At 40.4% G+C, this 12,533-nt stretch carries 10 protein-coding genes; 3 read left to right on the forward strand and 7 right to left on the reverse strand.

Going from position 1 to position 12,533, the window contains the following annotated elements:
- Positions 1–17: 17 nt before the first annotated feature.
- Entirely contained in the window at positions 18–1,565 is a 1,548-nt protein-coding gene (gpmI, locus tag GO593_RS07690; RefSeq protein WP_000128749.1) for a 2,3-bisphosphoglycerate-independent phosphoglycerate mutase, read from the forward strand.
- 15 nt (positions 1,566–1,580) lie between these two features.
- Positions 1,581–2,765: a S41 family peptidase gene (locus GO593_RS07695; RefSeq protein WP_000939110.1), complete on the forward strand. Its 1,185-nt coding sequence runs from the start codon at positions 1,581–1,583 to the stop codon at positions 2,763–2,765.
- A 3-nt stretch (positions 2,766–2,768) separates the two neighbouring features.
- Here the strand turns inward: GO593_RS07695 and GO593_RS07700 are convergent, their stop codons facing one another.
- Genes GO593_RS07700 through gacA form a run of 3 tightly spaced genes read right to left on the reverse strand, consistent with a single transcriptional unit; the run spans position 2,769 to position 6,428 of the window.
- Positions 2,769–4,190: a sigma-54-dependent transcriptional regulator gene (locus tag GO593_RS07700; RefSeq protein WP_000840559.1), complete on the reverse strand. Its 1,422-nt coding sequence runs from the start codon at positions 4,188–4,190 to the stop codon at positions 2,769–2,771.
- Positions 4,191–4,213: 23 nt separating this feature from the next.
- Entirely contained in the window at positions 4,214–5,782 is a 1,569-nt protein-coding gene (locus tag GO593_RS07705) for a sensor histidine kinase (protein ID WP_001160331.1), read from the reverse strand.
- 10 nt (positions 5,783–5,792) lie between these two features.
- On the reverse strand, positions 5,793–6,428 hold the full coding sequence (gacA, locus tag GO593_RS07710; RefSeq protein ID WP_000633799.1) for a response regulator transcription factor GacA: 636 nt from the start codon (positions 6,426–6,428) through the stop codon (positions 5,793–5,795).
- Between the two features lie 212 nt (positions 6,429–6,640).
- On the opposite strand from gacA, the gene pbpG reads away from it, so the two are divergent.
- Positions 6,641–7,687 (forward strand): D-alanyl-D-alanine endopeptidase PBP7/8, encoded by a 1,047-nt coding sequence (pbpG, locus tag GO593_RS07715; RefSeq protein WP_001984577.1) that lies wholly within the window; start codon positions 6,641–6,643, stop codon positions 7,685–7,687.
- A 108-nt stretch (positions 7,688–7,795) separates the two neighbouring features.
- Here the strand turns inward: pbpG and thrC are convergent, their stop codons facing one another.
- The 4 genes from thrC to xerD all read right to left on the reverse strand — a co-directional run bounded on the left by thrC (position 7,796) and on the right by xerD (position 12,419).
- Positions 7,796–8,935, reverse strand: coding sequence for a threonine synthase (gene thrC, locus GO593_RS07720; protein WP_000063594.1), 1,140 nt, complete (start codon positions 8,933–8,935; stop codon positions 7,796–7,798).
- A gap of 55 nt (positions 8,936–8,990) precedes the next feature.
- Entirely contained in the window at positions 8,991–10,292 is a 1,302-nt protein-coding gene (locus tag GO593_RS07725; protein WP_000805827.1) for a homoserine dehydrogenase, read from the reverse strand.
- A 244-nt stretch (positions 10,293–10,536) separates the two neighbouring features.
- A complete protein-coding gene (locus GO593_RS07730) occupies positions 10,537–11,352 on the reverse strand; it encodes a DsbC family protein (RefSeq protein ID WP_000011163.1) in 816 nt (271 codons plus the stop codon).
- A 146-nt stretch (positions 11,353–11,498) separates the two neighbouring features.
- On the reverse strand, positions 11,499–12,419 hold the full coding sequence (gene xerD, locus GO593_RS07735) for a site-specific tyrosine recombinase XerD (protein WP_000608735.1): 921 nt from the start codon (positions 12,417–12,419) through the stop codon (positions 11,499–11,501).
- Between the last annotated feature and the right edge of the window lie 114 nt (positions 12,420–12,533).

Consider the following 12,533-nt stretch of genomic DNA (forward strand, 5'->3'; position numbering starts at 1 on the left):
CAAAAGAGAAATTGATTATGACGGATGCAACTGCTGGCAAGATCCCTCACGTTCTGGTCATTATGGATGGTGTTGGACACCGTGAAGCGATTGAAGATAATGCTTTTCTTGCAGCAAAAACCCCGAATTTAACTGCAATGAAAGCAAAGCATCCAAATAGTCTCATTTCTGGTTCTGGTGAAGATGTTGGTTTACCTGATGGACAAATGGGTAACTCTGAAGTTGGTCACATGAACCTTGGCGCTGGCCGAGTGTTATACCAAGACTTCACACGTATTACTAAAGATATTCGTACTGGTGCTTTTTTTGAACACGAAGTATTGGTTGATGCCGTAGAAAAAGCAAAAGCAGCGGGTGGCGCAGTTCATATTATGGGCCTACTCTCTGAAGGCGGTGTTCACTCACATGAAGATCATATTGTGGCGATGTGTGAACTTGCCTTAAAACGCGGTGCGAAAGTTTACTTACATGCATTCCTTGATGGTCGTGATACTCCTCCACGTAGTGCTCAACCTTCATTAGAAAAATTAGATGCTTTATTCGCTCAATATGAAGGCAAGGGCCGTATTGCAACCATGATTGGTCGCTATTTTGCAATGGATCGTGATAACCGTTGGGATCGTGTTGAGCAGGCTTACCGTTTATTAACGGAAGGTGAAGCTGTTCGTACTGCAACTACTGCGGTTGAAGGCTTAGAGCTTGCATATGCTGCAAATGAAAATGATGAGTTTGTAAAAGCAACCCGTATTGGTGAGATCGCTAAAGTTCAAGATGGCGATAGCGTTGTATTTATGAATTTCCGTGCTGACCGTGCCCGTGAAATTACGCGTGCGTTTGTTGAAAAAGATTTCGCAGGTTTTGAGCGTAAAGTTGTACCGAACCTTTCTAAATTTGTCATGTTGACGCGTTATCAGGCAAGTATTGATGCACCTGTGGCATATATGCCTGAAGAGTTAAAGAACTCGCTTGGTGAATATTTATCTTCTTTAGGTAAAACGCAACTACGTATTGCTGAAACTGAGAAATATGCCCATGTGACTTTCTTCTTTAGTGGTGGTCGTGAAGACGAATATCCAGGTGAAAAGCGTATTTTAATCCCATCGCCAAACGTTGCGACATATGACTTAAAGCCTGAAATGAGTGCTTATGAAGTAACTGATGAGCTAGTCAAAGCAATTAACTCGGGTGAGTACGACTTACTTGTTGTGAACTATGCCAATGGTGATATGGTCGGTCATACAGGCGTATTTGATGCTGCAGTTAAGGCTGTTGAAGCAGTTGATACATGTTTAGGTCGTGTATACGAAGCTGTAATGGCGAAAAAAGGCCATATGCTTATTACGGCTGACCACGGTAATGTTGAACAAATGCAAGATTATGAAAGTGGTCAGGTTCATACTCAGCATACAACAGAGCTTGTGCCTTTTATTTATGTGGGTCCAACCCAAGCAACAATTGCAGAAGGTGGTGTGCTTGCTGATGTTGCACCGACCATTCTGAACTTAATGCAGATTCCTGTGCCTGCTGAAATGCAAGGTCGTAATCTCATTACATTGTCTGCTTAAGCGATAGGTGACTAAATGCTGCAACACAATATATATAAAGCTTTTTTTGTTAGCGTATTGATGTGTTGCAGCCAGCTCACTTTTGCAGCTCCTGTTGTAAAAGAAAAATTATCGCCTCTGCATCCTGATTCCCCAGAATCAGAAGAAAGTTATGCAGAAGTGCCTATTGAGTCTATTCAACAGTTTGTACAAATATATGGAATCGTCCGTGATAACTATGTCGATGAAAAATCGGACGATGCTTTATTTTTACAGGCAATTAAAGGTTTAGTCAGTGGTCTAGACCGTTACTCCCGCTATTTGTCAGCTGAAGAATACCGTCAACTCATTCAATATACTGAAGGGGATCTTGCTTCAGTTGATTTTGTACTAAGCCCCGAATCACATGTTCATAAATGGATGATTCGTGACCTTAAGACGGGTTCTGATTCATATAAACTAGGCTTAAGAAATGGCCAAACTATTTTAAAGATTGATAATCAGGAACTTAAAAATCTGACACATGATCAGGTGCTAGGTTTGCTTTATGGATCGATAGGCTCGACGCTTCAAGTACAAACAGAAGAGTCAAATAGTCCAATTAGTTTAGTCCGTAATAAAAAGATTGAAACCGATATTGAGCCTGTGATGTTGCACAATCAGGTGTTGGTATTAAAAATTAGAGTATTTCAACAAGATACCGCCAATGAGATTAAGCGTTTAATTGAAGAAAATAGTTCTTCGCGTTTAAAAGCGGTGTTAATTGATTTAAGAAATAACCCAGGCGGCTTGTTATCTGCTGCTGTTGAGTCAGCCGATTTATTTTTAAATCATGGCATTATTGTCTCTACAAAAAGTCGTTCAGAAGGCAACCAGCAATTTCAGGCTTTACCGGGTAACGATTTTCAAAATATAAAAGTTGGTATTTTAATTAATCACCGATCTGCCTCGGCAGCAGAGGTTTTTACTGCTGCAATGAAAGAGCATCAACGTGCTTGGGTTATGGGTGAAAAAAGTTATGGAAAGGGTGTTGTACAGAAGCTTTTCCCTTTACCGAGTGGGGCAGCGCTACAAATGACAGTCTCACATTACTACACACCAAATGGTAATATGATTGAGGGGCAAGGTATTCAGCCTAACCAAACTTATCCCTTACCTCCAGAAATGAAAGAAGAAGTTTATCTAGATCGTGTTGCCGATCTCCTTCTAAAAAGAAAGTAAATTTTATACTTCCTGTTCTGTCTCCGTATCTAAGCCAAATTTTTTCAGACGATAGCGTAAAGAGCGGAAAGTCATTCCTAATTTTTTAGCTGCTAAAGTACGATTCCAATGAGTCATATTGAGTGCATTGAGTAAAATATCTTTTTCAATATTTTCTAAATAACGTTCTAGGCCTTCACTTGGTAATTTTTTTACGACTTGAGGAGCCGCCACAGTGGTTTGTATGCTTTGAGTAGCCGAAGTAAAAGGATTAGAAATATTCGCTCTTAGAGGAGCAGGATGTAAATGAGATATATCTATGGTGGCGTCTTCACTTAAGGTAATTGCGCGCTCAATCATATTTCTTAATTCGCGAACATTACCCGGAAAGTGTTGCTGTAGCAGATAAGTTTCGGCTGCTTCTGTTAATTGTTTAGGTGGCGTTTCCCACTCCATACAAATTTTCTGAATAAAGTGATTGGCAAGCAAAAGGACATCTTCGTCACGTTCACGTAGAGGTGGCAATATGAGGTCCATAACATGAATACGGAAGAATAAATCTTGACGGAATTTGCCCTGTCGAACTAATAAATCTAAGTCTTGATGACTTGCACTAATCACACGGAAATCAACATCGATTTCCTGATCTGAACCGACAGGTCGGATCTTTTTTTCCTGTACTGCGCGGAGCAGTTTGACCTGCATACTTAAAGGTAATTCGGCAATTTCATCTAAAAATAGACTGCCACCGTGTGCCGATAAAATGAGGCCTTGTTTATCTTGAGTTGCTCCGGTAAAGCTCCCTTTTTTATGCCCAAAAAGCTCACTTTCCATGAGTTCGGTGGGAATGGCACCGCAGTTAATTGCAATAAAAGGGCCTTCACTACGGTTACTCAGCCGATGAACTAAGTTAGCAACTACTTCTTTACCTGTTCCAGACTCACCGGTAACAAATACCGGTGCTTGAGAGCGAGCAATTTTTTTAATTGCAATACGTAGCTGCTGGATGGGTAGAGAACGGCCGATTAATAATTTATTTTCTAACGCATTCTCGGTAGCATCATGCTCTACTTTTTGCCGATTCAAGGCTTTTTGTAATAATTGATCTAGATGTACTTGGTTGACCGGTTTGCTTACAAAATCAAAAGCGCCTGCTTTTAATGCTGCAATTGCAATATCCATATTGCCGTAAGCAGTTAAAACCGCAATCGGAGTGTTGGGATAATTTTGAGAGACATGTTTGACTAAGTCTAACCCACTCCCATCGGGTAAGTTTAGATCGGTTAAACATGCATCGTAATGAAACTGTGTGAAGAGTTGTTTGGCCTGTTCAACCCGATAAGCAAGATGTGTTTTAATCCCCATTCGTGCAAGTGTCATTTGCATTAAAAGGCACAAATCTTCTTCATCGTCTACAAGCAAAACCAGTGGTTGCTGTTCTGCCATTTCCCCAAAAACCTAATAAAAAATCAATATATTATTGGGCATTCTATTCTGAAGCATGCCCCTTGTTTTTGCTCTACATAGGTGAGCTTTGCATGGTTCGCCTCACAAAAACTATGAGACAAATATAATCCTAAACCAGTTCCATTAATTTCGGTACTAAAAAATGGTTTAAATAATTGAGATATATCACGTTTTGAAACACCTTCACCGTAATCGATCACATCAATATAAATTTTATTTGTCTGTGAATGGATGTTGACCGTAATGTACGGCGAGTCGGGGGCGTTATGCCGTAAAGCATTTCTCACCAGATTAATCATGACTTGTCTTAATTGTTTTTCATCAAATAAAAATTTTAGAGAACTATCCGAAATTTTAAGTTGAATTGAATGTTTAACGTCAAATAAATCTTCTTCGAGCAATGTATCTATGAAGTGTTTTACATCGATCTGGATAGGATGTGTTCTTTCGCTACGAGCAAGCCCTAAAGTATCTTGAACAATACTATCAATGCGTTTGGTTTGTTTGCCAATCATATGACGCAAAGTATTTTGTTGTTCTGGATCGCTATCTTTCAGTAACTCATTTGCTTGTACGATTGCAGCGAGAGGATTGCGGATCTCATGTGCAATACTTGCTGAGAGTTGCCCTAGCGCAGCAAGCTTAAGCTGCTGAGCTTGCTGATTAATTTGTTGGGCATCTTGTAAAATGAGCAGGGTTAACGTTTGTTGTGGGACCAAAAGGTGTTGCACTTTAATGTTGATGGAGTACGCCGATAGCCGAGACTCAAAAATGAATCGGTCACCTTCTTTTAAGTCGCCAAACTTTAAAATTTCAAATAAATCGGCATGCCACTTCGCTAAAGGATATTTTTCATTGGCAAATTGAGGGGGAATACCCAAGAGTGAACAGGCTGCAGGATTACTGACAACGATGTCGTAATTCTCATCTAAAACTAAATAGCCTTCTTCAATTTGTTCTAAGATATAACGGTTAATATTTTGGAGTTGATAGAGTTCAATTGACTGGTGAAAGGTGAGTGCTTCAAGTAATTTAAAGCGCTGCACAGCAATTTGGCCAATACCGTGAACCACAAAAAATAAAAAAGCTAAGAGAGCGCTATTACCAATAGTATTTAGATTGTTATAGTCAAATAGACTACCTACAAATCGTTGGTAAATAACAGCGATAACCGCAAGCAATGTAATCAGCAAAGACATTCTTGCGCTGAGTAAAATCGCCGAAGTAAAGATGGCAATTACATAGAGTAAACTGAGTTGTAAATTTGGTTCACCCACAGAAAAAGTCAGTAAACTCAAACAAATAATATCAACAATAAAAAATAAAATAAGCTGTCGCGTGGCTTGAGTGGCAATAAATTTAAAGCATAACAGCTGAACAAGACTTAAGAGGGAATACCCGAGTAGTGTGTAGGAATATAAGGCAGGTTGCTGCAAACTGTTATCAGTTTGCGCATCGGTTAAAACTAAAATAATATTCAGGCTAACCGCAATAATAAGACGGTATAAGCCATACCAAGTGCCCAAACGAAAAATCGTATGGGACAAGGATGAATTTAAGGGAAATTGCATGTAAGTTTGGTTATGGCTTGATCAAACCGTAACGAATCGCAAGATGTGTTAGTTTTACATCGCTATCAATTCCTAACTTTTCAAAAATACGATAACGGTAAGTATTTACAGTTTTCACACTTACAAAAAGTTTATCGGCAATTTCTTGGGCGCTAATACAGTTGACGACCATCATTGCAACTTGCATTTCCCGTTCCGATAATGAATCAAAAGGGGATTGTTGAGTGTCGGATAAATATGAGCTCGCGAGTTGTTCGGCAATATCTGCACTAAAATATTTACCGCCTTGCATGACCTTATTAATTGCACGAACCATTTCGGCAATTGGCGCGCCTTTAGTGATATAGCCTTTTGCACCGGCTTTTAATAATAAAGATGGGTAAGGCTCTTCGGCAAGGCCGCTTACAGCAATGACTTTCGTCTCTGGAGCCGTCTGTAATAAACGACGGGTTGTTTCTACACCACCGATGCCCGGCATGTTGACATCCAGCAGTACGACTTGCGGATGTTGTTGGCGAACGATAGCAATTGCTTCTTCGCCCGATTCGGCTTGTCCAATTACCTCAACATCGGCATGATCTTCTAACATACGGCAAATACCCGTACGTACCAGTTCATGGTCATCGACAACTAAAACTGTAATCAAGAAGACCTCCTTTCTTTCAAAAAACAAGTTTTTTGTTACATAAAGCAAAATAAGCTTGCAATGGAATGACAAAATTAGCAATCCTATTCTTCTATAGTGAGCGAATAGTTGTGCACAATTGTGTCGGTAAAAGCTTTATACCTTATATCTCAAATGTAAGGCATAATGATAGTAAGCGCAAATGTGTGTCACCCTGAGTCGAGTATTGTGCCGTGAAAAATTCTAAAAAGTCTTTAATGCATGTGCTAAGCATGTCTATTTTGCTTAGTTTGAGTTCAACAAGCTTTGCAGAACTCGTCAATAACCCGTCTTCAGGGAGTACTGGTACTGCAAGTTTAAATTGGTCTGCAGCGGATGCTAGTCAACTTTTAAATGATGAAGATGATGAACCGACTCCGCAAGGTTCAACTTCTGTAACCACAACTTTGCGTGGCAGTAATGCGCCAAGAGTTATTACTTCTGCCCCTAAAGTTGCTCCAATCCGTGATACTGTGGGTTATAACGCCCAGCCAAGTGTCAGTGCACGTGCTGCACTTGTAATGGATGCACAAACAGGTGAGGTACTTTATAGTAAAAATACCAACGCATCAGTGCCGATCGCTTCTATTACCAAATTGATGACGGCAGTTGTAACGGCAGATGCCCGTTTAAACATGTCTGAAGAAATTACACTTGAGCAAATTGATTTTGCTGGGGCTGGTGGGAAAAACTCAAGCTCAACACTTCGTGTTGGCGATAAAATGAACCGCGCAGAAGTTCTTCTGTTTGCTCTTATGAAGTCAGAAAATCCGGCAGCAGCAGCTCTAGCGCGTACTTATCCGGGTGGCCGTGCTGCATTCGTGGCGGCAATGAATGCTAAAGCGCGTGCTTTAGGTATGAATGCAACTCATTATTATGAGTCAACTGGTTTAGATCCGCGTAATGTATCTTCTGCACGTGACTTGGGAATTTTGGCGAGTACAGCATCTCAATATGGTTTGATTCGTCAGTTCTCAACCACACCGACCTATGACTTTAATTTAGGTTATCGTGTTCTTAAATCAAATAATACAAATGCTTTAGTCCGTAATGGTGGTTGGAATATCAACTTATCTAAGACAGGTTATATTAATGAAGCAGGCCGTTGTGTGGTTATGCATACTACTGTGAACTCACGTCCAGCAGTGATTGTATTATTGGGTGAACCAAGTACACAGGCACGTAATAATGATGCAACTAACTTGCTTGGTTGGTTAAGTAATTTGCCAAAACGTATTTAATTTAATTATTTTTAAAAACGCTTCTTTTAAGAAGCGTTTTTTTATGCCATTTAAAAAGCATAAAAAAACGGCTGTATTAAACAGCCGCTTTTTATAAAAACTCAGATTTTACATATTAGATAAAATCGAATCTTTTACTTGGTCCATTGTTGCATCAATTGACAACATCACTGCATCAGCACATTGTTTAATTGCTGTATCAGGGTCTTTCAAGCCATTACCCGTTACTGTACATACAATGACAGAACCTTCAGTAATCTTACCGGCTTTAATGTCACGGATTGCACCGCCAATAGAAGCAGCAGATGCTGGCTCAACAAATACACCTTCATACATAGAAAGTAAGCGTTGAGCTTCTAAAATTTCGCTGTCTTGAAGTTCATCGAACCAACCTTTAGAGTCGCGTACTACAGCTTTTGCATGGTTCCAGCTTTGTGGATTACCAATACGAATCGCAGTTGCAACTGTTTCCGGTTTTTCTACTGGAGCACCACGTAAGAAAGGAGCTGCGCCAGAAGCTTGATAACCTACCATTGTTGGTAAGCCTTCTGGTTTTGGACCAGTGAATTGATCAGTCGCAGCGTCATAAACAACTTGTTCAAATTGGTCAGCAGGCTGGTTAGCTACTGCTTCGGTATAACCCATCCAGTGAGCTGTAATGTTACCTGCGTTACCAACTGGTAAGCAGTGGTAATCAGGTGCACGGCCTAAAGCTTCAACGATTTCATAAGCAATAGTTTTTTGACCTTGCAAACGGTAAGGGTTGATTGAGTTTACAATCGTTACAGGTGCTTGATCAGCCACTTCTTTTACAAGACGCATACCATCATCGAAGTTACCACGAATTTGCATAGTGATCGCACCATACATCATGGCTTGCGCCATTTTACCCATCGCAATTTTGCCTTCCGGAATCAAAACAAACGCTTTGATACCGGCGCGTGCAGCATAGGCAGCAGCAGCAGCAGAAGTGTTACCTGTAGATGCACAGATAATTGCTTTAGAGCCTTCTTCAACCGCTTTGGTTACAGCCATGGTCATACCACGGTCTTTAAATGAACCAGTCGGGTTTAAGCCCTCGTATTTCACATAAATTTCAACGTCTTTGCCAATAATACGTGGAATATTCTCAAGTTTAATGAGAGGGGTGTTGCCTTCACCCAAAGAGATAGCACGAGTAGTTGCCGAAACTGGCAAACGGTCACGATAACGATCTACAAGACCAGTATAACGATTGGCATTAGACATGATGGTGTTCCAATTATGAGGTGAAGCGGGAGAGGGAATCTTTCCCTCAACCTGATTAACTATCGAGCGATTCTAAACGAATTCTTACGATTTCGCCACGAATTGCAGGTAATGCTTGAATTTGCGCAAGAGCGTCATCCATTTTGGATTCAACGATTGGATCAGTCAAAATCACAATTGGAATGAGGTCTTTTAAGCGAGATTGTTGCATGATGGCATCAATACTGATTCCGGCACGGCTTAAGATGGTCGTCACATCTGCAAGTACACCAGTCTGATCTTCAGCATTTAAGCGGATGTAATAACCTGTGGTCATTTCTTCACGGCTTAAAATTGGCATATTTGTTAATGCTTCAAAAGCCAGTTGAGGAATTGTGCCTGCACCATCTTCTGTATAAGAAATATCACGAACGATATCAATTACATCGGCAACAACTGCAGAAGCTGTTGGGCCAGCACCAGCACCAGCACCGTAATAAAGTGTTGGACCTACTGCATTGGCTTGAACTAAAACAGCATTTTTAACGCCGTTTACGTTCGCAATAAGCTGCTCATCTGGAATAAGTGTTGGGTGAACACGTAGCTCAATACCCTTTTCAGCACGGCGGGCAATGCCTAGATGTTTAATACGGAAACCAAGCTCCTCAGCATACTTCACATCTTGTGCAGTAATTTTGCTGATACCTTCGGTATAGACTTTATCGAATTGCAAAGGAATACCAAACGCACAAGAAGCTAAAATTGTAAGCTTGTGTGCAGCGTCAATACCTTCAACGTCAAAAGTTGGGTCAGCTTCTGCATAACCGAGTTCTTGAGCTTCTTTTAATACATCATCAAATGCGCGGCCTTTTTCACGCATTTCAGTCAAAATAAAGTTACCTGTGCCATTAATGATGCCTGCAAGCCATTCGATATGGTTTGCCGCAAGGCCTTCACGGATTACTTTAATAATCGGGATGCCACCAGCAACAGCTGCTTCATAAGCAATTTGTACAGCATTATCTTCTGCTGCTTTAAATAGTTCATTACCATGTTCAGCGAGTAATGCTTTGTTTGCAGTCACGACTTGTTTGCCGTGCTTGATCGCTTCCATAATGATTTCGTAAGCAGGATGAATACCACCCATAACTTCTACAACCACATCCACATCGGGTTGACGAACGATATCAAGTAAGTCTGCGCTTTGTTTAATCCCTTCCAATTCGAGATCTGGACGAGGACGACGTGTTCCAACGTGGGTAATTTGAATTTCTCGACCGGTGCGACGTTTAATTTCAGCGGCATTTTCTTGTAGTAGTTTAAGGGCTCCTCCACCTACGGTACCTAGACCGAGTATTGCCAGGCGAACTGGTTTCACGTCACACTCCATATCATCATTGAATCATTTAATTGAAGCTAGATCATAGCTAAAAAAAACGCCAGACTCTAGCGCTTTTAGCGCCTGTTCAGTGATTTAGAGTGCGATGTTTGGAAAAGAAGAGTAGATCACTCTTTAAACACTGGTATGAGAAGAAGTATTTATTGAAAAAACAAAGCGCTGCAATAAGATCAGCGCTTTATTTGTAAGATGGATGATGAAGTGTTCATCAACTTGGAGAGGGTTATTTATCCAATCGTTTAATCAATTCATCTGGTGTTAAGTAGCCACCCAAGTACTCACCATCAACATTATAAATAGCTGGTGTACCATTTACGCCCATGTTTAGACCAAGTTGGTATTGTTCGCGAACAGGGTTTTTACATTGAGCAGGTGGAATACTAATGCCCTGTACAGCTTGGTCAAATGCAGCTTTACGGTCTGCACTACACCAAACCGCTTCCATAGTTGGCATAAACTGTTCGCCGCGTGGCCATGCAATGTAACGAACTTCAATACCTTTCTCATTAATCTCAGCTAAATGCTCATGTAATTTATGGCAGTAAGGACAGCTTGCATCGGTAAACACATAAATCACATGTTTAGCTTTACCGCCTTTAGCTGGATAAACAATTAAGTCTTCATTTTTTAAAGCAGCAAGATGCTTTTTGTTTTCTGAGGCTTGAAGGCTATCGCCGATATTATGAAGTTCTTTACCGCCTAAACGGATGACATCGCCTTGAATCAGGTATTTACCATCACTTGTTGTATAAACCGACGTCATTCCTTCAAGGTTAACCCAATATAAATTAGGAACTTCGGTAGGCTTAATATCTAAAATCTTGACGTTGATATTTGCATTCTTAAATTGTTTTTGCAAAGTTTCAATTAAACGCTGTTTAGCATTGCGTTCAATAATGGTTGAAGCTTCCCCTGTAGCAGGTGCGGTCGCTGTGAGCGCATCTTCTTTTTGTGGTTTGTTTTCTTTAGAACAAGCACTGAACAACAGGCTAGAAGCCAAAGCACAGGCAAGAAAAATTTGAGATCGGGTAAAGGACATAGATAACCCTTATTTCATCAGTATTTATAGTCAGAAGCTGCTAAGCATAACAAAAAATCTAGTGTGTATTGTTAAAACTTTCTTAACCTTTGTGAACGAAATCAAGTGATTGTTCGGTGCATTCCAAAATATTCTTTTAAAAAATTTTAACCCCTAGGGTGATGTTTTTCATGCAATTGTTGCATTCTGACTTGTGCTACATGCGTATAGATTTGCGTGGTTGATAAATCACTATGGCCCAGTAACATTTGTACTACGCGTAAGTCCGCCCCGTGATTAAGTAGATGCGTGGCAAAAGCATGACGTAAGGTATGAGGTGAAAGTTCAGCCTGAATATTGGCCTGTAGCGCATAACGCTTAATGGCATACCAAAAGTTCTGACGGCTCATAATTCCACCGTGCTGGGTTAAAAATAAATAGTCAGTTGAACTTTTATAAAGTTGTGGACGTGCCTCGTTTAAGTAGCGTTCTACCCAATCGCAGGCATATTGGCCTAAAGGCACTAAACGTTCTTTGTTACCTTTACCCGTAATACGCAAGTAACCTTGTTTTAAATTAATAAGTTCGAGGCGTAAATTTAGTAATTCAGAGACACGTAAACCACAAGCGTAAAGGACTTCAAACATTGCTCGGTCACGTAAGCCCAACGCCGTTGTAATGTCTGGCGCCTGAATGAGCGCTTCTACATCTTCTTCAGACAAGTCTTTAGGTAAAGCTCGGCCAATTTTTGGTGAATGGTGAGTAGCTACAGGATTATCACTTCGTAATTTCTGTTCACGTAGAAATTTATAAAACTGACGTAGTGCAGATAAGCAACGAGCAATTGAACGTGGACTTTTCCCTACTTTGGTAAGTTCAATGAGGACGTCAGAAATGTCATCGCTCGTCCAATCTGGCAATCTATTTTTTTTATGAAGTTCACTACATTGAATCAGGTCGGATAAATAGGCATTGCGCGTATGCGGACTGACTGTCTGTGCAACCAGATAGTCGCGAAAACCTTGTAAAAAGCTTAAATGTTCAGGAATTTGAACAGGGCTTGGAATACGCGGTTTTTTATTTATCATAAACAACTTCCTCTAAACCACTGTACTGTAAAAGAAACTTTAAGGTTTGTCGATTAAACTCCATAAGAATTGAAATCTAACCTTATTTGGTAATTATTCTCATTTATATGTATA

This window comes from Acinetobacter baumannii (assembly GCF_009759685.1).
Classification (GTDB): domain Bacteria; phylum Pseudomonadota; class Gammaproteobacteria; order Pseudomonadales; family Moraxellaceae; genus Acinetobacter; species Acinetobacter baumannii.